Consider the following 20,990-nt stretch of genomic DNA (forward strand, 5'->3'; position numbering starts at 1 on the left):
TATCGAAACGAATAGAACATATCGCATCATGATCAGTGGAGGGGGAACAGGGGGACATATCTACCCTGCGATCGCCATTGCCAATGCTTGGAAAGAAGAATTTCCAGGCAGTGAGATTTTATTTGTTGGGGCGCTTGGCAAAATGGAAATGCAAAAAGTTCCAGAGGCCGGCTATCAAATTGAAGGTTTGCCAGTAGCAGGATTACAGAGGAGGTGGACTTTGGAAAATCTGAAGTTTCCATTCAAGCTTTTGAATAGCCTGATGCAAGCCAGAAAAATGGTAAAGGATTTTAAGCCAGATATGGTGGTAGGTGTAGGAGGATATGCCAGTGGTCCGGTATTGTTTGCAGCGCAAAGAATGGGTATTCCCACTTTAGTTCAGGAGCAGAATTCTTACGCAGGACTGACCAATAAATTATTGGCCAAGAAAGCAAATAAAATATGTGTCGCTTACCCTGATATGGAGCGATTCTTTCCAGCTGAAAAGATTGCTTATACAGGAAATCCTGTGAGGAAGGATATTCTGGATTTATCTGGAAAAAAAGAGCAGGCCCTCAAACATTTTAAGCTAAAGAAAGAAAAGAAAACGGTGTTGGTTTTAGGTGGCTCTTTGGGAGCAAGAACTTTAAATCAGGCGGTTTTAAAAGATATGAAATCCTTGGATAAAGAGGGATACCAAGTGCTTTGGCAATCTGGTAAATACTATTTCAAGGACATGCTTGAAAAGACCGAAAAAACAGGTTTGAAAAATATTCATTTAAGGGAATTTATCCGAGAAATGGATTTGGCTTATGCGGCAGCGGATGTGATTGTCTCCAGAGCAGGAGCATTGTCAGTATCTGAATTGTCTTTAGTAGGAAAACCGGTGATTTTCATTCCGTCTCCCAATGTAGCGGAGGATCATCAGACCAAAAATGCGATGGCTTTTGTAAGTCATGATGCGGCTTGGTTACTGAAGGATCAAGAAGCTGTAGGGAAATTGAAATTGAAAGTAGATGAACTGATGGAGGACCCGGCTATTGGGCTTGCATTAGGAATGAATATAAAGAGTTTGGCAAAGCCGGATGCGGCCATTGCCATCAGAAAAGAAATGGAACAATTAGTAGCATGAGCTTCGAAGGAATACATAGGGTTTATTTCCTAGGAATCGGAGGCATAGGCATGAGTGCCCTTGCTCGATGGTTCAACCATGAAGGATATGCAGTGTCTGGATACGACCGTACGCCATCACCTTTAATAGAGGAATTGATTGGCGAAGGCATGACTGTGACATTTGATGACTCTTTAGAAAACATTCCTGAAGCGATCAAGAAGTCTCCAGAATCAAGTCTGATTGTGTGGACTCCGGCCATGCCAAAAGATAGTGTTCAGTTAGCCTATTTCAGGGAGAAAGGTTTCACTTTGAAAAAGAGATCAGAAGTGCTGGGGATGGTGACTGAGAATTTCTATACCATCGCGGTAGCAGGAACACATGGGAAGACAACCACTTCTTCTTTGATTGCCCATTTATTCAAGGATGCTGGAAAACCTATTGCTGCTTTCTTGGGAGGCATTACCCAAAACTATCAGAGTAATCTGATTTTGGGCAAAAAGAAATCCAAAAAGCAACGATTTGTTGTGGTGGAAGCGGATGAGTTTGACCGATCATTTATGAGGTTGCATCCCAATGAGGCTGTTTTGACTAGTACGGATGCGGATCACCTGGATATTTATGGGGATGAAAGTACCATTTTAGATGGATTTGGAGACTTTGTAAAGCTGATTGACAAAAAGGGCAAACTATTTATCCAGTTTAATGCCGCAGATAGACTAGGTGCGGATCGCTTACCAAAAGTGATCACCAGAAAATATGGGTTAAGATCCGAAGGAATTAGAGCAGAGAATATACAAGCTCGACCTGGATCTTTCTTGTTCGATTATGTAGATGGTAAAAAAGTAATTCCTCATTTGGAATTGTATATCCCAGGTTTTCATAATGTTGAAAATGCCTTGGCCGCCATTGCCATTGCTACGGAACACGGAATCACCGATGAAGAAATAAGGAAAGGACTTGCATCTTTCAAAGGGGTGAAAAGGCGATTTGAGATTCATGTCAACCAGAATCACCTGGTTTATATTGATGATTACGCGCATCATCCTGAGGAAATCAGAGCTTGTTTAAGTTCTGTGATTGCCATGTACCCTACCAGTAAACTTACCGTGGTGTTTCAACCTCACTTGTATTCCAGAACCAGGGATTTTGCAGAAGGATTTTCTGAGAGTCTTTCATTGGCTGATGAGGTGATTTTATTGGATATCTATCCTGCAAGGGAATTGCCTATTGAGGGAGTAAGCTCCGCCATGCTTTTGGAGAAAATTGGGTCTAAGAAAAAGACCTTGGTTAGTAAGGCAGATCTGATGGGCTATTTGGAAAAATCTGCTCCCGAAGTTTTAGTGACCCTTGGAGCTGGAGATATAGATCGTTTGGTTCCGGGAATCGCTACCTGGATGGAGTCTAGACAAAAATTAAACACAGTATGAAAAAGATCAGGATCAAAAAGACGCTTGTTTTTCTGGTGCTATGTATGGTGCTGGTCGGCTTCATTGGATTTGTGGAGAAACAAACCTTGTATAAGACTTTTCAAGGTACTGAGATAAATATCGATGGAGTCAGTGGAGTCTACTTTGTAGAGGAGAAAGAAATACAGGAGATCATGCGATCCGCTTTTCCTGAATTAAAAGCAGGCTTAATGTTGGAAGAAGTGAGATTGGAAGAAGTGGAGAAAAGACTGGCAGGTCATCCTTTTATTAAATCAATGGAAGCTTCCATTGGTCAAAAAGGCATATTGAATCTTAAGATTCAGCAGCACCAACCTATTGCAAGAATTGCACGGTCCTATGCTGCGGATGGATATATCACGGTGGAGGGAAAAGTAATTCCTACTTCACCTTCTTATACGAGTAGAGTATTGATTTTGCAAGGCAAACAAGCCGAGCAATTGATGGATAAGGGCGATGTGATGGAACAAATGCCCGAACTGATGGACCTGATCAATTTCATCGTTGAGGATGATTTTTGGTCTGCTCAGATTCCGGAATTGGAAGTGAATTCCAAAACGGATATTCGATTGATGCAGCAAGTAGGTAAGCAGGTCATCGAATTCGGAGATGCTAAAGACATCGCCGAGAAATTTAAGAAAATTGAAGTCTTCTATAAGGAGATATTACCGCGAAAAGGCTGGAATGCCTATGAGCGTGTGAGCGTAAAGTTTAAAGATCAAATTGTTTGTGAATAATAGCTTGGGAATGGAAAATGACAGACTAATCGTCGGACTGGATATTGGAACCACCAAAATCTGTGCGATCATCGGCCGAAAAAATGAGTTTGGCAAACTCGAAGTACTCGGAATGGGAAAAGCCGTTTCTGACGGTGTCAATCGTGGTGTTGTCACCAACATAGACAAAACTGTGCATGCTATCCAAAAGGCGGTCGAAGATGCCTCTGAAATGGCTGATGTGGATATTGCAGAAGTCATTGTCGGGATTGCAGGACAGCACATTCAAAGCAAAATCGTGCATGGAAGCATCATGCGAACTCCAACGGAAGATGAGATTACGGTAGAGGACGTAAGGAGACTTTCCAGCGACATGGAGAATATTGTCGTTCCTCCGGGTAACAGCATCATCCATGTGATGCCTCAGGATTACACCGTCGATTATGAAGGCGGGATCAAAGATCCTGTAGGAATGTCCGGAACTCGTCTGGAGGCGGACTTCCATATTATCACCGCACAAACAACCGCCATTAATAATATCAATAGATGTGTTCGAAGAGCCAACCTCACTTCCAAGCAGTTGATTCTCGAGCCATTGGCAAGTTCCCTATCTGTACTCAGTGATGAGGAAAAAGAAGCAGGGGTTTGTTTAGTGGATATTGGTGGAGGGACTACAGATATTGCCATTTTCTATGAAAATATTATCCGCCATACAGCAGTAATTCCATTGGGTGGAAACATCATCACTACCGATATCAAAGAAGGGTGTATGGTGATGCAAAATCAAGCAGAGCTATTGAAAACCAGATTTGGAAAGGCCATTGCCAATGAAGCGAATCCAAATGAAATCGTCTCCATCCCTGGATTAAGAAATAGACCTCCTAAAGAGATTTCTATTCGGAATCTGGCTTCGATTATTGAGGCAAGAATGGAAGAAATCATTGAGATCGTCCAAAACGAGATTATGCAATCAGGTCACTACAAGAAACTTGCAGCAGGGATTGTATTGACAGGAGGGGGGTCTCAATTGCAATTCATCAGTCAGCTATTTGAATACATGACTGGATTGGATACCCGCATCGGTTATCCTAATGAGCATTTAGGGAAGTCAGTGGTAGAAGATGTAAAATCTCCTATGTATGCCACCTCTGTAGGACTTGTTTTAGCGGGCTTTAAATCCCTGGATGACCGGGAAGAAGGATACAAACAAAGACTTGCCAATTCGGGTCCGATCGTGAGGCAAGAAAATAAAGAATTGATTTCAAAAGATATTTTCCGAAGTATCGGTGCTAAGCTGAAAGGTTTGATTACCGATGATATCGGAGATGATATTACCTACTAGGGCTTATGATTGAGGGGAGATACTTGGCTTTGCTTTTTATTTCCCCAATTAACCTTTTTACTAACAACTGAAAATAATTCACCAAATAAATAAATATGTCAGATAACATGAAAGATTACAGATTTGATCTTCCAAAAAATCAAAAGTCGATTATCAAAGTGATTGGCGTTGGTGGAGGCGGTTCCAATGCCGTGAACCACATGTTCAGCCAAGGAATTAAAGATGTGGAGTTTGTCGTGGTCAACACAGATGCACAAGCTTTGAAATCCAGTCCGGTTCCTTTGAGACTTCAATTGGGAGCAAACCTTACAGAAGGTTTAGGCGCAGGAGCAAATCCTGAGCAAGGTAAAAATGCAGCGATCGAGTCCCAGGATGAGATTCGTGAGCTATTGGCTGATAATACCAAAATGGTATTTATTACAGCAGGAATGGGTGGAGGTACCGGAACAGGTGCAGCTCCAATCATTGCCAAAATTGCAAAAGAATTAAACATACTAACGGTGGGTATTGTGACTGCTCCGTTTATGTTTGAGGGTAAAAAGAAAATGAACGTTGCGCAGCAAGGGATTGAATCACTACGTGAAAATTGCGATACCGTGCTGGTGATTTTGAACGATAAGCTGAGAGAGATTTATGGTAATTTAGCGATCAGAACTGCTTTTGGAAAAGCGGATGATATCCTCACTACCGCAGCAAAATCCATTGCTGAAATCATTACCATCCATCAAGATGTCAATGTCGATTTTGAGGATGTGAAAACCGTCATGAAAGATGCGGGTGCAGCAGTGATGGGATCTTCTACTGAAGAAGGCGAAGGAAGAGCAATCCGAGCAGCGGGTGCTGCAATTTCTTCTCCACTGTTGAACAACGTGGATATTAAGGGAGCGGAGAAGATTCTTCTTTCCATCATGTCTGGTGAGGATGAAGAATTATCCATGGATGAGTTGAGTGAAATCACTGAATACATTCAAGAGAAAGCCGGAGATAATGCAGAAGTGATTTTTGGTCAGGGTATTGACGTGGAACTAGGGAAGGCGATTCGTGTAACTGTGATTGCTACTGGTTTTGAAATGGATCGATTGGAAGGGGCAGCTAAAAAAGCAGAGATGAAGACGCCTTTGCCAACCCCGGTGATTGCTCCAAGTGTGGCAGATAAAACTCCAGAGCCGGAAGCTGTAAAGACAGTGATCAATTTGGATTCCGGAAAAAGTGAAAAAGTAAAAGAAGAAGCAGTAGGCAATGGTTCAACCTTTGTATTTTCTTTCCCAAAAGCAGCTCCTGTGGCCAATAAACAAGCAGAAGAGAAGCCGGTTAAGAAAGTGGAAAATGAAGAGGTGGAACCAGAGTTCAACTTCGAAGTGAAGCCAAAGCAAGAAGAGAGGTCAGAGTTTGAATTTGTGAAGCCTGAGCCAAAGAAAATCGTTCATGATTTATACGAGGAGCAGGAGAAAAGTGAGCCTCAGCCCGAAAAGAAAGAGGAAGAGCCAGAAGCTCCAATGTTCGCAAATGATTACTATGAGCAAATGAAACAAAAGGCGATTCAAAGAGCTCATGAGCGTTTCGAAAAATTAAGAGGTAATAGAACTTTCAATCCAACTCCAGAAGAATTAAAGGAGAAAATGGAAGTTCCTGCTTACCAGCGTAAGAATGTGAAATTGAATGAGCCTCAGCATAGTTCAGAGCAAAATATCAGTAAGTATAACCTGAACGATGACAATGAGATTCTAGGAAATAATAGATTCTTACACGATAATGTGGACTAAATGCTAAAACTCTAGCAGCATGTCTGCCTGGGAATGCAATAAGTCCATGTAAAGCCTGTTGGTGAGCAGGTTATCTGACATATTTTGCTCTATTTTGGCAAGCTTAGGCTTGAGAGCAAGGACATGCATCCCCAAATAATGGAATATATCGGTGAGGTGGCTCAAAGCGATGCCACCTCCCCCGATTCCAGAAGAGATGCCCACTAGGGCACTTTTTTTATTTTGGAGAATATTGGGATAAGTCATCCCATCAATGAACGCTTTTAAAATACCTGGAAAGGAACCATTGTATTCCGGGATGATAAATACAAATTTTTCGCCTTCCTTGAATTTGTCATGGAAGAGATTGTAATCCTCATTTTTTCCATTGTTTTCATATAAAGCGGTTTCAATAAAATCAATGGGTAGGTTTTCCAATTCCAGAATTTCAGAGTCAGCTCCTTTCTCCTTTAGAATAGACTGATATAATTCGGCAATAATTTTGGAAACAGAGTTTTTTCGGTTGGTTCCTACGATGATTTTGATCATTTCATTTGTTTTTAAGTCAAAACAACAGGCTATATCCATGAAGTGTTCACACAATGGTCAATTTTAATATCTTTACTAATTAAGAATTATGCAGACCATGAACTACTCAGATCAGATTAAAGAAGCTTTTCAATTTATACAAAACCTCCATTCTGAATCCGTGAATATCGGAATTATTCTGGGAACAGGTCTTGGTAAACTAGGAGAGAAAATTCATGTAGATATTGAAATCGATTATAGCGAAATTCCGCATTTCCCGGTTTCTACGGTGGAAAGCCATTCAGGTAAATTGATTTTCGGTACCATTCATGGGAAGAGGGTGGTGGCCATGAAAGGTAGATTTCATTATTATGAAGGCTATTCTATGAAAGAAGTGACTTTCCCGGTACGAGTGATGAAGCTATTGGGAGTGAGTCAATTATTGGTCTCTAATGCTTCAGGAGGATTAAACCCATCACAGCATGTAGGTGAGGTAATGATCATCAATGATCATATAGACTTGTTTCCTGAGAACCCTCTTCGCGGTAAGAATTTAGATGAGTTTGGAGTACGGTTTCCTGATATGAGTGATGCCTATTCAACGCGATTGATCCAATTGGCTGAAGAAATTGCCATTGAGTATAGATTCATGTTTCATACCGGAACCTATGCAGGAGTACAGGGCCCCAATTTGGAAACCCCCGCTGAATATAAATACTTAAGAACAATAGGGGCAGATGCAGTAGGGATGAGTACTGTTCCTGAAGTAATAGTGGCAAGACAAATGGGGATAGAGGTTTTTGGAATCTCAGCTATTACCGATTTGGGTGTGGAAGGGAAGATAAAAAGAGTAACCATTGCAGAGGTATTGAAAGCAGCCGCGATGGCAGAGCCGATCATGGCAAAAATTATGGAAGAATTAGTGAAAAGAATGTAGGAATTTGCTACTTCTGTAATTTCAATAGTTAAGCAAGCTACGCCACCTAGGTGGTTTGATCAATGATAAAAAAAGCCGCGACTTCATGTGAAATCGCGGCTTCATTCATTTAGGGTTATTTATTGCATTCCCATATAGTCTACTACCAAATAACTCAATGCCCGGACCCCAAGTTTGAATCCACTTTCCTCAAGATAGAAATCTGGGGTATGATGAGAGGCTGTTGTTAAAGGATCGCCTCCTATTTTCATACCTCCTAGCATGATGAAAAATCCTGGTTTTTCACGTTGAAAGTAGCTGAAATCCTCTGAACCGGTTATCGGATCCATTGCAATTACATTTTCTTCTCCAGCGGCCCCTTTAAGAGACGGAAGCATTTGAGAGGTGAAAGCAGGCGGATTCACCGTGGAAGGATAAAGTTTCCCGATTTCTACCTTTGCGGATGCTCCTGAGCTTTCAGCAATATTTGTTACAATTTCAGTGATTCGTTTATGCACCAATGCTTGTTGTTCATCCCCAAAAGTCCGGATGGTTCCTATCATATTTACCTCTTCGGGGATAATATTAGAGCGAATCCCTCCATGGATAGCTCCTATCGTAACGATTGCAGGGTTTTCGGTAATATTTACATTTCTAGAAAGAATGGTCTGAAGCCCCATCACAATTTGGGAAGAACTTACAATAGGGTCTACCCCATACCAAGGAGTTGCACCATGAGATTGGGTTCCATTAACAGTGATTTTGAGATTATCTACCGCTGCTAAAAATGGCCCTGACCTATATCCTATTTTTCCTGCTTCAATTTGTGCCCAAATATGTAATCCAAAGATGGCATCTACGTCTTCCATTACTCCTTCTTTCACCATGAGTTCAGCTCCAGCAATACTACCATCATACACACCTTCCTCAGCGGGTTGGAAAATAAATTTTATAGATCCTTCTAATTGGTCCTTCATTCCGGCCAAAACCTCAGCGACTCCCATCATAATTGCCATATGGGAATCATGTCCACATGCGTGCATGACACCTGTTTCTTGTCCATTGAAAGTGGTGGTTACTGTTGATTTGAAAGGTACATCGGCACGTTCAGTTACCGGCAAAGCATCCATATCTGCTCTAAGCCCCACCATAGGCCCTGGTTTTCCTCCTTTCAAAATTCCTACTACTCCCGTTTTAGCTACGCCTTCAGTGACTTCCATTCCAAGTGAACGAAGATGCTCTGCAATAACTTTTGCTGTGCGAAATTCTTGATTGCTTAATTCAGGATTCTGATGAAAATCTCTTCTCCATTCAATGACCTTGGATTCCACTTGATCGGAAGATTGGTCGATTTTTGGGCGGAGTTTGGATTGGCCGAAACTGGCTATAGAAAGGAAGAGAAATGGTATTAAGAGCTTTTTCAATTTTCTTGGTTTTAGTGAATGATCAATACAGTTAAAAGTGCTGTCCTTGTTGACTTTTCTAAAAATTTTATTATTCTCTAATGTAGGAAAATCTACTGTAATTCTATTTGGACTGACTTGTTTAAGAGATATCATGTCCATAAGCATAAAAAATACCCAGAACCTTAAGATCTGGGTATTCATTTAAGCCAATCTTGCTTTATAGAAAATCTTAATCCATTGATGAAATAATTCTATTATTGCATTCCCATATAGTCTACGACAAAATAGCTCAATGCTCTTACTCCCAAGGTGAACCCACCTTCGTCAATATAGAATCCTGGAGTATGGTGAGAAGGGGTAGTGGTAGGATCTCCACCTTTTTTCATTCCACCCAAATTGATGAATAATCCTGGCTTTTCTCTTTGGAAGAAGCTGAAATCCTCAGCACCTGTTACAGGAGGCATCGAAATAACATTTCCTTCACCGGCTGCAGCCTGCAAGGTGGGCAACATAGTCGCAGTCAGAGCAGGGTCATTTACTGTAGAGGGATAAAGTTTTTCAATTTTCAAATCAACTTCCGCGCCAGCACTTTCTGCTATATTGGTTACGATTTCTGTAATTCTTTTATGAACTAGCTCTTGTTGTTCATCTCCGAAAGTTCGGATAGTGCCGATCATTTCTACCTGTTCCGGAATGATGTTATGTCTGATCCCACCATGAATGGCACCAACAGTAACTACCGCAGGATTTTCAGTGATATTAACACTTCTTGACAAGATAGTTTGTAAACCCATTACGATTTGGGAAGATGTGACGATCGGATCAACACTAGACCAAGGTGAGGCTCCATGAGCCTGACGACCCTTGAGAGTAATTTCAAGATTATCAACAGCTGCCATAGCAGGGCCAGATCGATAACCGATTTTTCCTACTTCCATTTGAGAGGCAATGTGAAGACCAAATACGGCATCAACATCTTCCATGACTCCTTCTGCTACCATGAGTTCTGCACCTGCCATTCCCTGTCCATACACTCCCTCTTCAGCAGGTTGGAAAAAGAACTTTACATTTCCTTCCAACTCATCTTTCATGCTGGCCAAAACTTCAGCAACACCCATTAAGATAGCCACGTGGGTATCGTGTCCACAGGCATGCATGACACCGGTTTCCTGACCATTATACGTGGCAGTATTTACAGATTTGAATGGAAGATCATTTCTTTCAGTGACAGGAAGGGCATCCATATCAGCTCTTAATGCTACAGTTGGACCGGGTTTTCCTCCTTTTAAAAATCCGACAACACCAGTTACCGCAACCTCCTCAGTTACCTCAATTCCTAAGGACCTCAAATGATCTGCTACTTTTTTGGCAGTTCTAAATTCTTGATTTCCCAATTCGGGATGCATATGGATGTCTCTTCTCCATTCGATGACCTTAGATTCAATAGAGTTCGCCTTGGAGTCTATTTCTGGTCTAAGAGAGGACTGTGCCATAACAGTTCCTGCACCTAGAATAGGCGCGATAAGTAAGGGTAATATTATTTTTTTCATGATTGATGGTTAAATTCTATAAAATCAAATTTAGAAAATTACTTGACGCTTGAGTTTTCCTTTGAAAGAAATACCATAAATACTGTTTTTAAAGAACTATTTTCAATTCAAATGTTTTTTATGGTGAAATCAAGAAAATAACGATATGGAATTAAAAGGAAAAATAGCAGTAGTAACTGGAGTAAGTAAAGGAGTAGGTCTGGAAGTGGTGAAGCAATTAGTAGAAAAAGGAACAGTGGTAGCAGGATGGGGGAGAAATGCTCCAGATTTTAAACATGAAAACTTCCACTTTTTTTCTTGCGATGTGGCAAATGAAGAGGCTGTTGAAAATGCATTTCAATCTACCGTAGCAAAGCTTGGGAGTGATATTCGGATTTTGGTGAACAATGCTGGTTTTGGAGTGGCAGGTGACACAGAGACATTTTCTTCTGAGGATTGGAAGGCGATGTTTGATACCAATGTTCATGGAATTTTCTACACTACCAAACGCTTGATTCCTGCCATGAAGGCAGCTGATGAGGGGCACATCTTGAATGTAGCTTCTATCGCTGGATTAAATGGAGTGAACAAATTCGCTGGTTATGTAGGAACCAAGCATGCTGTTCGAGGGATTTCCCATTCCTTATACATGGAATTAAGAGACTTTGGTATCAAAGTTTCTACCATCTATCCGGGTTCCATTCAAACCAATTTCTTTGACGATATTCCGGGAGTGGATGCACATGAACATATGATGAGGCCAATTGATGTGGCTACTACCATGATTCAAACCTTGGAAACCCATCCTAATTATTTTGTGACAGATGTAGAGTGCAGACCTTTAAGGCCAAAAGGGAAAAAGTAAATTTTCTGGCAAGTTCTATAAGAGCCTATTCACCCACGATTTTATTTAATATTGTGGGTGTTTTCTTTTTTAGCCAGCCTATTTAAAACAAAAGCAATGGATGGCTATTCCCAAGTAATTAAATTGCTTTCAGCGAGTTTAGTGTTTAATTTGAGCCCTCAATCATTTTGAATTCTTACTATGAAAAAAGTAAATCTGATCCTTTTATTTACCTTACTTCTGGGATGTACAGCCTATTTGGCATATTCCTCTGACAATGCAAATGTAGAGGTATTACCAGCCCTTTCTGCTCCGAAGGATTTACCTGATTTCACATTGAATGATATTCATGGAAAAGCAAACTCTATTCATCAACTGGCTCAGAATAAACCTACGCTCTTTATTTATTTCAACTCTACGTGCCATTTATGCCAGGAAGAGCTGGGTAAGATTTCTGAGCGAATAGATGAGTTTAAAGACTATAATCTCATTTTCACGACCGTGCAACCCAAAGAAGAAATGATTGGGTTTGTCGAGGAACTAGGAATCAAAGACAAAAGCTTTGTGCACTTTCTGTTGGATGCTGATATGAATGTGGCTAGCTACTATCAGATCAGAAGTGTGCCATCTATTTTTTGTTATAATGCTAGAAAAGAACTGATAGCAGAATACGTAGGCATCACAAAAATTGACCTGCTGTTGGAAAATTTAGGCAGAGGAAAGTAGGCTTCATCCTCTGGTGAAATAAGTAAAGTTTGTTTCCGGTTTTATGCTTTTGGATCGAAAAGCTATCAAATCATAATGAGCCATGGAAACTATAATTTTTGCTTACTTTTGATCTTGTAAATTAAACTCATGTCCTTAGAAGTATCCCAATTATCTAAACTGTACGGAACTCAGAAAGCACTGGATCAAGTGTCTTTCAAAGCCATGCCTGGGAGAATTTTAGGATTTCTCGGTCCCAATGGAGCAGGCAAATCCACCACGATGAAAATCATCACTGGATTTATTCAGGCAGATGCTGGCCAAGTTCAGGTGATGGGGAAAGATGCTTTACAAAGCCCTAAAGAAGTAAGCCCTTTGATAGGGTATCTTCCAGAGCATAACCCGCTCTATCTGGATATGTATGTGAGGGAATTCCTGGAATTTTCTGCAGGTATTTATGGAGTGACGGGAAAGGAACGTACTGTTCGCATTGAGGAACTTTTAAAAAAGACGGGTTTATTACCAGAGCAGCACAAAAAAATAGGTCAGCTTTCCAAGGGATATAGACAACGAGTGGGCCTGGCAAAAGCATTAATCCATGATCCCCAAGTCATTATTCTGGATGAGCCTACTACAGGTTTGGACCCCAATCAATTGGTGGAAATCAGAAATCTGATCTCTGAAATTGCCAAGGAAAAGACCTTGATCCTCTCTACCCATATCATGCAGGAGGTAGAAGCGATTTGTCATGATGTGGTAATCATCAATAAGGGTAAGATTCTTGCTGCGGAGCCATTGGAAAATTTGACCTCGAAGACATCAGAAGTTCAACTGGAATTAGAAACGGAGGAAGCTCTTGAGTTGAGTTGGTTTGAATCCATTGGAACTCCGGCTTATGGAAAAAAAGGAAATACCTCCCTCTTGATTTCCTGCCAAGATCCTGCAGAGGCTAGGAAGGTAGTCATGAAAATCGTCCAAGAAAAGAACTTGAATTTGATGAGCATGAGCCAGAGTAAAAAGAATTTAGAACAAATTTTCAGAGAGATCACTAAATGAAATCAAGCATAACTAAGAATTTGAACATTGGAGTGGGTATTAGCTATGCGAGATTCTTGAGGACCTTTGATAAACAGTTATAAACCCAATGAAAAGTCTGTTCTTCAAAGAAATAAATGCATTTTTTGGAAGTCTCCTAGGCTATCTAGTCTTGGCCTTGTTCCTTATTGCAATAGGGCTGATCGTATGGGTATTTCCAGAAAGTAGTGTGCTGGAATATGGATATGCCGACTTAGAAGCTTTATTTACTTACACTCCTTATGTATTTACATTTTTGGTTCCAGCCATAGCAATGCGTTCCATCGCAGATGAACGAAAAACCGGGACCTGGGAATTGCTTCGCACATCTCCTCTTTCCTTGTTGCAAATCGTGTTTGCCAAGTATTTTGCCTTACTGTTTTTGGTGGTGTTGGCCGTATTGCCCACTTTACTCTATTTCTTTAGTATCGTTCAGCTGGGAGACCCTGTAGGTAATTTGGACCAGGCAGGTTTCTTTGGATCTTGGATCGGCTTATTGATGATTGGGGCGGTCTTTGCAGCTGTAGGACTTTTTGCTAGTGCATTGACTTCTCAACAAGTACTAGCGTTTGTCTTGGGCGTATTCCTCTGTTTTGTGCTGTACTTTGGATTTTCTGCTTTAGCAGATCTTCAGGTAGGGGATTTTGCCTACTGGGTAGAAGAGCTGAGTTTGAGTTTCCACTATATCAATTTGAGTAGGGGAGTGGTCGATTCAAGCGATGTGTTTTTTATGCTTGGAATGGTTTGGTTATTTCTTGGATTGAGTGTTTTGACTTTGAAAAACAAATGAAAAAGTCATCATTAAATAGCGTCAAGTCTTGGCTACTCCTAGTAAGTGGTATTTTAATTTTAGCACTGCTGGCTCAATTGCTCAGATTTAGAATTGACTTGACAGAGGAGAAGAGATATTCTTTGCATCCGGCAACTGAAGAAGTCCTTTCTGAGTTGACAGAACCTATTCACGTAGATATTCTTCTGGTGGGTGAAGACTTACCTGGAGGAATGAGAAGGTTGCAAAAATCCATAGAGGAGACTGTAAGAACCTTTAATGCCTATAGCCCTGAGAAAATTACCTTCTCATATTTTGACCCATTGACAGTTGCAGAATCGGAGCAAGAGGATTTTATAGGTTCACTTACAGCATATGGAATCAATCCAACAAATCTCTATGTAAGCCAAAATTCTGGACAACAAGCAACTTTGATATTTCCAGGGATTTTGGTCAGCAATGCAGAATTTGAAACTGGGGCCTTGGTATTAAAAGGTGAAAGAGGAATGGGCCCTGATGAGATTTTGAATCAGTCCATAGAAAACCTAGAGTTTGAGTTGAGTAATGCCATCAAGAAATTGGTGAGTCCGGAGGAATCAGCCATTGCTATGATCATGGGACATGGAGAAATGGCAGAGGATGAAGGGTACGGAATTGTAGAGGCATTGGATGGAGAATTTGAGTTGTTCAAAGTTCCATTGGAACAGGCCAAGTCGCCCGCTGATTTGGAGAATTTTAAAATCATTTTCATAGAAGGGCCAAGAGACATTTATTCTGATCGAGAGGTTTACCTACTGGATCAATATGTCATGAATGGAGGTAACCTAGTAGTTATGGTGGATGGAGTGGCAGTAGATATTGCAGAAGCTGGTGGAGAGGGGACCTTGGCAATGCCGGTGGACTCAGGGCTGGAAAACCTACTTTTTAAGTATGGTATTCGGGTAAATAAGGACTTAATACAGGACTTGAATTTTGGTTATTTTCCGGTAATGGCCGGGAATTTTGGAAATCAGGATCAAATGGTTCCATTGCCTTGGCCATTTTTCATTCAGGCAGGTGTCATGCAAACTCATCCTATTACCAAAGGATTGGATGTGGTTTATTATCGTTTTGCAAGTAGTTTGGATACTGTAATGGCAGAGGGAGTAAAAAAGACTCCATTGATATTTTCCTCCAATAACTCACGGGTTTTGCCTGCTCCTGTTCGAGTAGCTTTCAGTGATATGGAACAAGAACCTCCGGTAGAGGCTTTCTCTGTTAGGAATTTGCCTTTGGCGTATTTGCTGGAAGGAGAGTTTACTTCGTTGTTTAAGAACAGATTTTTGCCTGAGGGCTTTTCTAAAACAGATTTTAAAGAGTCCGGCAAAGGGAAAGTAGTAGTCTTTGGAGATGGGGATGTATTTCAAAGCCAAAAAAGCCTTCAAGATGGAAGCCCCTTGGCCTTGGGAGAAGACCCATTCAGTCAAGTGACCTTTGCCAATAAATTATTGTTGAGAAATATGGTCAAATACCTGGTTGATCCCGAGGGGATCATTGCCTCTAGGGCCCGAACTTTTCAAATCCGACCTTTGAATAAAGTAAAAGTTGCCCAACAAAAGACTTTTTGGCAATTAATCAACGTGGTGGCTCCCGTTGTCATTCTGCTTTTGATTGGAGCAATTGTATGGTGGATTCGTCATCAAAAATATTCTAAAAAAATAAACTAGGTAAAAAAGTACATTTTCTTGACATTAATTTCGAGTCTTTACGTTTCGGGTCAGTTCTAAATCAATTTTATTTATAAATTTACCCCATTGCGAGAATTAAAATTAATAAGCCCTTCGATATGAAATTTATTGTTTCCTCTTCTGCCTTACTCAAGCAGCTTTCTGCGATCAACGGTGTGGTGACTACCAACCCTGTTGTTCCAATTTTGGAAAACTTCCTTTTTGAGATAAAAGACAGTGTTTTGACCATTACTGCTTCGGATCTTCAAACTTCGATGATTACCGAAATCGCCGTAGAGGCAAAAGAAGATGGAAATATTGCTGTCCCCGCTCGTATTTTGATCGAAACTTTGAAAAACTTGCCTGAGCAGCCAGTTACTTTCAGTATTGATCATGATACTTATGCTGTTGAAATCAGCTCTGACAATGGTCGATATAGACTTGCGGGAGAAAATGCAACTGATTTCCCTAAGATCCCAACCGTAAGCAATGCTACTACTGTGGACATGTCCACTGAGGTGCTTGCGAGCGCAGTTTCCAATACAATTTTTGCTACGAGCTCAGACGAGTTGAGACCGGCAATGACAGGTGTTTACATTAACCTAAGTCCTACCAATACCACATTTGTGGCTACAGATGGTCATCGATTGGTACGATATAGAAGAGTAGATGTGGCTTCTTCGGATGCTGCAAGTTTAATTATCCCTCGAAAGGCTTTGAACTTACTTAAATCTACTTTACCATCTGAGAATGTGCCTGTATCTGTAGAGTTCAATCAGTCCAATGCCTATTTCAAGTTCAATAGCATCAAGATGATTTGTAGATTGATTGATGAGCGATTCCCAGATTATGAAAATGTAATCCCTGCTGAGAATCCAAACTTGATGACCATTGATCGTTCTGAATTATTAAGTTCTTTGAGACGTATCGCGATCTATGCCAATAAGACCACTCACCAGGTAAGATTGAAGTTGACAGGAAGTGAATTGATGATTTCAGCAGAAGATCTTGATTTCTCCAATGAAGCGAATGAAAGACTATCTTGCGAGCATGATGGAGAGGATATTGAAATCGGATTCAATGCGAAATTCTTGGTAGAAATGTTGAACAACCTTTCTTGCAAAGAAGTGACCTTGAAATTCTCTGCTCCAAATAGAGCTGGTTTGATTTTACCAGCAGAGCAAGACGAAAACGAAGACATCCTAATGCTGGTGATGCCAGTGATGTTAAATAATTACGTATAACAACCACAACCCATAAAGCGAAAAGCCCGGAGATTCCTTCGGGCTTTTTTTATTGGAATTGAATGGGTTATTTTTTCTTGGCATCTCTCAATGATTTGAGGTATAATCCTTCCACCCGATCCCGGGCCCAAGGAGTTTTTCGTAAAAATTTTAAACTGGAATTGATCGATGGATCATGGGTAAAACATCGGATGGTAATTCGCTGCCCTAGCTCTTCCCAGCCATAGTAGTTTACCAAATGCTCTACCATATCCACGAGTTTAATTCCATGAAGTGGATTGTTGGGTTGAGAAGATGATTCTTTCAAAATTAGAGGGTTTTAAGGAGATGCAAAACTCCTGCAATATAAGCTGTAATCCGGTTGAATAGGTAATAGAATAAGTTACTTGCCCGCCATTCTAGCCTCTACTTCTACCTTGGCCCGTTTGGTCAATAGTATGTTTCCAACTGAATCATATTCCAGCTCTATTTTTTTCAAGGCTGGATCTCCACCCTTGCCAGGAAGATCCCAAGCCAAAGAAGTCATTCCATTGGTCAGTACTCCCACCCCTTTGGCATCATATTCTTTTTCTGTACCATCAGCCATAAAGACTCGGACTTTTTTAAGTTTTACCGTTCCCTGGATACATTTAATCCTGATTTTATCAACTTTCCTCTCTCCTGGCATGGGATTTACCACATCTTTTTCTGCTTTAAAATTGACTGTTTTTTCAGCAATCACCTTCCAGTCTTGAGCCTTCACACCAAAGCTGGCCATGCAAAAAAAAGTGAGAAGTACAATGAATAGCTTTTTCATATTATTTTCTGGTTAGTCTCATAATCGCCATATCTCCCATGATCAAGTTCAGGGTGTTTCCTTGTTCTGTGACCGAGTAAGAATTCACTTTATGCAAACTCTCTAGAAAAGTGTTTTCTCCCGAAATATCTGGACACATTTTCCTGGTGACGGCCAAATTCTCTGGAATAGTAATTTTATTACCGTCCGTCGAAAACGATCCATTGAAAATGTTGCATCCTGCAAATCCCGAAATTGAATTTTCAGCAGTTTGAAAGGTCACTGTGGGATTTCCATTTGGGAAGAGTTCCTGCATCCCTTTTGGAGTTCCCATGATGTAATTTGCTTCCCATTCTCCATCTAACAAGTTCGCTTTCATATTGGTGGACGGTTGAGTGGTTTTACATCCTGCTGAAACCATCAAAAAAATAATGATGAGAATATGAAATGGAAAAATCAGCTTCATAAGATACAATAATTGATTGACTACTAATTTACTAAAAAAAATTGCTGTCGCTTTTTGCTTTTGATTGAATACCAATCTCTGATTAACAAACCCATGAAAAATGAAATAGTTTAAAAACTATTTTATAAGATCTAGGAAAACCGTTCCTCAAAAGGGAAGTCTGTCCTGGTTTACAGACCTATGATAATTCATCCAAATTTGATTTGGGAGCTCCTTCAATTTGAAAATATCCGATAATTCCGTTAAGACATTCCAATAGGATGGAATCGCTCTTACATTCTTCAATCTCTTTCTGTAATTCTTCGAGGGTGTGTACTTCTTGATCGTTTGCTTTGATGATCATTTCACCAAGTGGCCATTCCATTTCGTCAGCTTGTGTGCCTTGGTAGATATGAGTCACTACCAACATGGGGTTGTCCTGATCGATGGTTTTCAATAGTTCTATTTGTGCATAGGAATCGACTTCTTGAATTGCTTGGATAATCTCAAAACTCAAAGGTTGAATAACCATTCCAAAGACTTCAAGATACCTTCTTTCATTCAAAATAGGGTTGGAGATGATTCCCTTCATGGGATTCCGCATTGCTGGGGCTTTGGAATGATGGATTTTCCCATTTCTCAAGAAGGTGATTTCAGCAGGTTCACCAATTGGGACCAACTTCATGACATCATAGATGTTTTTGTGTCTATACAATCCCTCCTTGCCTATTACAATGCCATGTCGATCAAAGGAAACTTTATTGATGGATAGAATTACATCCCTTGGTTGAATCTTTGCCTCTGCAAGAAATCCGTCCTTTAGGACTTTTGAAACTATTACACCTTTCGCTTGGGACTGCTTCAAAAAGCGATTAAAGTTTTCTGCGTTTTTCTGCAATTTTCCTCCGATGTCTGCAAAATGTGGCTCGTTGAGTAACAGTAAGTTCTCGATGATTATTTTCACAAAACCAGCCGGAGTAATAAACCCAATATTTTCCGCATCAATCATTACCGCGGTATTCAGGCCTACTACCTTCCCTTCTTCATTGATGCTTGGCCCACCTGAATTACCTGGGTTAATGGCAGCATTGGTTACAAATCTTTCTGTGGTAAACTCTGAGCCAGATATGAAGTTAGTGATTTCCCCTCCGGTGATATTCGGTTCTATCATTCCCAAAGGGTATCCAATGGCCTTGATTGCCTCGCCTCGAGAAGGACTGATTCCTTCACTAAGTTCTAAATATTCGATGGGTTGGAGGGCAATTTTTTTGAAGCGGATCAGCTCCTTCGCGGTTAGTTTGATTAATGCTACATCTGGTTCAAGCTGTTTTACAAGCCCAATGACCTCTGCTTCGAAGCGCTCTTCGCTGGTAAGCATGGAGCTGATTTCCACTTTTACAGCATTTCTAGCTACGTGGGCATTTGTTACTATATAGCCTTCCAAATCTTTATACTTGACAAAAAATCCAGATCCTGACCAATTACCAGGAATCTTTATGGATGGGTTTAATACAGACTGAATGTCTTCTTCTATAAAGCCTTCCACATGCACTTGCACCACACCACTCATCATTTGGCGGGCTATTTCGGTGAGTTTGCGTTTAGTTTTTGTCATTGTTTCAATAATTAAATGAAATGCCAGACCAAAGACAATTTTTTTGACAAGACCGATAAGGAATTATCTATTTCTTTTCAATCAAATCCCAAAGGTTTCCGTATTGATCTTTGAATACTGAAACTATCCCAAAATCCTCATTCGAGGGTTCCCGAATAAACTCCACACCTCTGGTTGTATATTTTTTATAGTCCCTCCAAAAATCATCAGTATAAAGAAAGAGAAAAACCCGACCACCAGCTTGGAAGCCTACTTGTGCTTTTTGGGATTCATTTGCAGCCTTTGCTAAGAGCAGATGGCATGATGATCCGGGAGGGGAAACTCTCACCCATCGCTTGGTTTCATTGATTGGAGTGTCTTCCACCAATTCAAAATCCAGGGTTTTGGTATAATAAGCGATGGCATCATCATAGTCATTGACTAAAAGTGAAATTTGTCCTAATTGTTGTGTCATTCGCTAAAGTTACTAGGTTGAGGACATAAAAAAAGTCAGAGAGAATCTGGCTTTTTCAATTTCTATTGTTGGCATAATCTTCTATTTCTAACAATAGAGAATCTTCCAAAATCAAGGTTAGAGTCTGTGCAGCTAGAATCTGTTCCATGGCTAAGTCACAGTTTTTGGATGGGATGCATTCAATTCAAAGATACTCTCTTGGACCATGATATAGCATAGAAAAATAGTGCTAAATCATATTTACCAATTTTCAACTGGAAAATTCCAAAGCGGATTAAACGTCCTCTACAAAAAAGATTGCATTGTTATTCAAATCGTACAATCCAAATTCATGAGTTCCCCAAGGGGTATTCTTTCTTAATTTATCTTTTGGAACCACTCCTTTCGAGACCAATGAGTTGAAATAGTTTTCAATGTTTTTTACAAAAATTCGTACTACAGACCCTCCGAGTAAAGGATCATCTTCGGTATCTGCATGCCATTGGAGATGCAGCCAAACTGTTTTGAAATGAATGCCTACATACATGGAGTCGCCAAAAATTTTCTTAAAACCTAAATTCTCCTCATACCAACGTAAATCTCTTTCGATATCACTAGAAGGTAGAACCGGAATAGTTGATAAAAATTCTGTTTTCATATTCG

The 20,990-nt window shown here is 40.4% G+C and carries 21 protein-coding genes; 12 read left to right on the forward strand and 9 right to left on the reverse strand.

Annotation, left to right across the window (positions count from 1 at the left end; genetic code table 11):
• Positions 1-28: 28 nt before the first annotated feature.
• The 5 genes from murG to ftsZ all read left to right on the forward strand — a co-directional run bounded on the left by murG (position 29) and on the right by ftsZ (position 6,359).
• Positions 29-1,111 (forward strand): undecaprenyldiphospho-muramoylpentapeptide beta-N-acetylglucosaminyltransferase, encoded by a 1,083-nt coding sequence (gene murG, locus BUR11_RS19970; protein ID WP_074226801.1) that lies wholly within the window; start codon positions 29-31, stop codon positions 1,109-1,111.
• Positions 1,108-2,520: a UDP-N-acetylmuramate--L-alanine ligase gene (murC, locus tag BUR11_RS19975; protein ID WP_074226802.1), complete on the forward strand. Its 1,413-nt coding sequence runs from the start codon at positions 1,108-1,110 to the stop codon at positions 2,518-2,520. The genes murG and murC overlap by 4 nt, the downstream gene beginning before the upstream one ends.
• Entirely contained in the window at positions 2,517-3,275 is a 759-nt protein-coding gene (locus BUR11_RS19980) for a cell division protein FtsQ/DivIB (protein WP_074226803.1), read from the forward strand. The genes murC and BUR11_RS19980 overlap by 4 nt, the downstream gene beginning before the upstream one ends.
• 10 nt (positions 3,276-3,285) lie before the next feature.
• Entirely contained in the window at positions 3,286-4,596 is a 1,311-nt protein-coding gene (gene ftsA, locus BUR11_RS19985; protein ID WP_074226964.1) for a cell division protein FtsA, read from the forward strand.
• A gap of 107 nt (positions 4,597-4,703) precedes the next feature.
• Positions 4,704-6,359, forward strand: coding sequence for a cell division protein FtsZ (gene ftsZ, locus BUR11_RS19990; RefSeq protein WP_074226965.1), 1,656 nt, complete (start codon positions 4,704-4,706; stop codon positions 6,357-6,359).
• Positions 6,360-6,362: 3 nt separating this feature from the next.
• On the opposite strand, the gene BUR11_RS19995 is transcribed toward ftsZ, so the two are convergent.
• A complete protein-coding gene (locus BUR11_RS19995; protein ID WP_074226804.1) occupies positions 6,363-6,887 on the reverse strand; it encodes an NADPH-dependent FMN reductase in 525 nt (174 codons plus the stop codon).
• Between the two features lie 97 nt (positions 6,888-6,984).
• Here BUR11_RS19995 and BUR11_RS20000 point away from each other — a divergent pair, with 97 nt between their 5' ends.
• A complete protein-coding gene (locus BUR11_RS20000) occupies positions 6,985-7,803 on the forward strand; it encodes a purine-nucleoside phosphorylase (protein WP_074226966.1) in 819 nt (272 codons plus the stop codon).
• A 119-nt stretch (positions 7,804-7,922) separates the two neighbouring features.
• Here BUR11_RS20000 and BUR11_RS20005 read toward each other — a convergent pair whose 3' ends face one another.
• The gene (locus BUR11_RS20005) at positions 7,923-9,206 is read right to left on the reverse strand and encodes an amidohydrolase (protein ID WP_074226967.1); all 1,284 of its coding nucleotides are present in this window, start codon (positions 9,204-9,206) and stop codon (positions 7,923-7,925) included.
• Positions 9,207-9,442: 236 nt separating this feature from the next.
• Positions 9,443-10,738, reverse strand: coding sequence for an amidohydrolase (locus BUR11_RS20010; RefSeq protein ID WP_074226805.1), 1,296 nt, complete (start codon positions 10,736-10,738; stop codon positions 9,443-9,445).
• 145 nt (positions 10,739-10,883) lie between these two features.
• Between BUR11_RS20010 and BUR11_RS20015 the strand changes: the two genes are divergently transcribed.
• The 6 genes from BUR11_RS20015 to dnaN all read left to right on the forward strand — a co-directional run bounded on the left by BUR11_RS20015 (position 10,884) and on the right by dnaN (position 17,059).
• Complete coding sequence (locus BUR11_RS20015) at positions 10,884-11,582, forward strand: SDR family oxidoreductase (protein ID WP_074226806.1); 699 nt, start codon at positions 10,884-10,886, stop codon at positions 11,580-11,582.
• Positions 11,583-11,762: 180 nt separating this feature from the next.
• On the forward strand, positions 11,763-12,287 hold the full coding sequence (locus tag BUR11_RS20020; protein ID WP_074226807.1) for a TlpA family protein disulfide reductase: 525 nt from the start codon (positions 11,763-11,765) through the stop codon (positions 12,285-12,287).
• Between the two features lie 129 nt (positions 12,288-12,416).
• Positions 12,417-13,322 carry a gliding motility-associated ABC transporter ATP-binding subunit GldA gene (gene gldA, locus BUR11_RS20025; RefSeq protein WP_074226808.1) on the forward strand — a complete coding sequence of 302 codons (906 nt, stop codon included), beginning with the start codon at positions 12,417-12,419 and terminating at the stop codon, positions 13,320-13,322.
• A gap of 88 nt (positions 13,323-13,410) precedes the next feature.
• A complete protein-coding gene (gldF, locus tag BUR11_RS20030; protein WP_074226809.1) occupies positions 13,411-14,130 on the forward strand; it encodes a gliding motility-associated ABC transporter permease subunit GldF in 720 nt (239 codons plus the stop codon).
• On the forward strand, positions 14,127-15,815 hold the full coding sequence (gene gldG / locus BUR11_RS20035) for a gliding motility-associated ABC transporter substrate-binding protein GldG (RefSeq protein ID WP_074226810.1): 1,689 nt from the start codon (positions 14,127-14,129) through the stop codon (positions 15,813-15,815). The genes gldF and gldG overlap by 4 nt, the downstream gene beginning before the upstream one ends.
• A gap of 119 nt (positions 15,816-15,934) precedes the next feature.
• Positions 15,935-17,059 (forward strand): DNA polymerase III subunit beta, encoded by a 1,125-nt coding sequence (dnaN, locus tag BUR11_RS20040; RefSeq protein WP_074226811.1) that lies wholly within the window; start codon positions 15,935-15,937, stop codon positions 17,057-17,059.
• A gap of 67 nt (positions 17,060-17,126) precedes the next feature.
• On the opposite strand, the gene BUR11_RS20045 is transcribed toward dnaN, so the two are convergent.
• The 6 genes from BUR11_RS20045 to BUR11_RS20070 all read right to left on the reverse strand — a co-directional run bounded on the left by BUR11_RS20045 (position 17,127) and on the right by BUR11_RS20070 (position 20,985).
• The gene (locus BUR11_RS20045; RefSeq protein ID WP_407640234.1) at positions 17,127-17,369 is read right to left on the reverse strand and encodes a VF530 family protein; all 243 of its coding nucleotides are present in this window, start codon (positions 17,367-17,369) and stop codon (positions 17,127-17,129) included.
• A gap of 72 nt (positions 17,370-17,441) precedes the next feature.
• Complete coding sequence (locus BUR11_RS20050) at positions 17,442-17,855, reverse strand: hypothetical protein (RefSeq protein WP_074226813.1); 414 nt, start codon at positions 17,853-17,855, stop codon at positions 17,442-17,444.
• A 1-nt stretch (position 17,856) separates the two neighbouring features.
• Positions 17,857-18,300: an META domain-containing protein gene (locus tag BUR11_RS20055; protein WP_143186095.1), complete on the reverse strand. Its 444-nt coding sequence runs from the start codon at positions 18,298-18,300 to the stop codon at positions 17,857-17,859.
• 178 nt (positions 18,301-18,478) lie between these two features.
• Positions 18,479-19,894 carry a S1C family serine protease gene (locus BUR11_RS20060; RefSeq protein ID WP_074226815.1) on the reverse strand — a complete coding sequence of 472 codons (1,416 nt, stop codon included), beginning with the start codon at positions 19,892-19,894 and terminating at the stop codon, positions 18,479-18,481.
• 67 nt (positions 19,895-19,961) lie between these two features.
• Positions 19,962-20,348 carry a VOC family protein gene (locus BUR11_RS20065; protein WP_074226816.1) on the reverse strand — a complete coding sequence of 129 codons (387 nt, stop codon included), beginning with the start codon at positions 20,346-20,348 and terminating at the stop codon, positions 19,962-19,964.
• 274 nt (positions 20,349-20,622) lie between these two features.
• A complete protein-coding gene (locus BUR11_RS20070; RefSeq protein WP_074226817.1) occupies positions 20,623-20,985 on the reverse strand; it encodes a VOC family protein in 363 nt (120 codons plus the stop codon).
• Positions 20,986-20,990 lie beyond the last annotated feature (5 nt).

Origin of the sequence: Algoriphagus halophilus, from assembly GCF_900129785.1 — a bacterium.
GTDB lineage: Bacteria > Bacteroidota > Bacteroidia > Cytophagales > Cyclobacteriaceae > Algoriphagus > Algoriphagus halophilus.

Excerpts from the sequence above, each read along its gene's own strand:
- BUR11_RS19995 (WP_074226804.1), bottom strand. The coding sequence starts at position 6,887 with ATGATCAAAATCATCGTAGGAACCAACCGAAAAAACTCTGTTTCCAAA.
- BUR11_RS20055 (WP_143186095.1), bottom strand. The coding sequence starts at position 18,300 with ATGAAGCTGATTTTTCCATTTCATATTCTCATCATTATTTTTTTGATG.
- BUR11_RS20010 (WP_074226805.1), bottom strand. The coding sequence starts at position 10,738 with ATGAAAAAAATAATATTACCCTTACTTATCGCGCCTATTCTAGGTGCA.
- dnaN (WP_074226811.1), top strand. The coding sequence starts at position 15,935 with ATGAAATTTATTGTTTCCTCTTCTGCCTTACTCAAGCAGCTTTCTGCG.
- BUR11_RS20070 (WP_074226817.1), bottom strand. The coding sequence starts at position 20,985 with ATGAAAACAGAATTTTTATCAACTATTCCGGTTCTACCTTCTAGTGAT.
- murC (WP_074226802.1), top strand. The coding sequence starts at position 1,108 with ATGAGCTTCGAAGGAATACATAGGGTTTATTTCCTAGGAATCGGAGGC.
- BUR11_RS19980 (WP_074226803.1), top strand. The coding sequence starts at position 2,517 with ATGAAAAAGATCAGGATCAAAAAGACGCTTGTTTTTCTGGTGCTATGT.
- BUR11_RS20050 (WP_074226813.1), bottom strand. The coding sequence starts at position 17,855 with ATGAAAAAGCTATTCATTGTACTTCTCACTTTTTTTTGCATGGCCAGC.
- ftsZ (WP_074226965.1), top strand. The coding sequence starts at position 4,704 with ATGAAAGATTACAGATTTGATCTTCCAAAAAATCAAAAGTCGATTATC.
- gldG (WP_074226810.1), top strand. The coding sequence starts at position 14,127 with ATGAAAAAGTCATCATTAAATAGCGTCAAGTCTTGGCTACTCCTAGTA.
- BUR11_RS20060 (WP_074226815.1), bottom strand. The coding sequence starts at position 19,894 with ATGACAAAAACTAAACGCAAACTCACCGAAATAGCCCGCCAAATGATG.
- gldF (WP_074226809.1), top strand. The coding sequence starts at position 13,411 with ATGAAAAGTCTGTTCTTCAAAGAAATAAATGCATTTTTTGGAAGTCTC.
- gldA (WP_074226808.1), top strand. The coding sequence starts at position 12,417 with ATGTCCTTAGAAGTATCCCAATTATCTAAACTGTACGGAACTCAGAAA.
- murG (WP_074226801.1), top strand. The coding sequence starts at position 29 with ATGATCAGTGGAGGGGGAACAGGGGGACATATCTACCCTGCGATCGCC.
- ftsA (WP_074226964.1), top strand. The coding sequence starts at position 3,286 with ATGGAAAATGACAGACTAATCGTCGGACTGGATATTGGAACCACCAAA.
- BUR11_RS20015 (WP_074226806.1), top strand. The coding sequence starts at position 10,884 with ATGGAATTAAAAGGAAAAATAGCAGTAGTAACTGGAGTAAGTAAAGGA.
- BUR11_RS20065 (WP_074226816.1), bottom strand. The coding sequence starts at position 20,348 with ATGACACAACAATTAGGACAAATTTCACTTTTAGTCAATGACTATGAT.
- BUR11_RS20020 (WP_074226807.1), top strand. The coding sequence starts at position 11,763 with ATGAAAAAAGTAAATCTGATCCTTTTATTTACCTTACTTCTGGGATGT.
- BUR11_RS20000 (WP_074226966.1), top strand. The coding sequence starts at position 6,985 with ATGAACTACTCAGATCAGATTAAAGAAGCTTTTCAATTTATACAAAAC.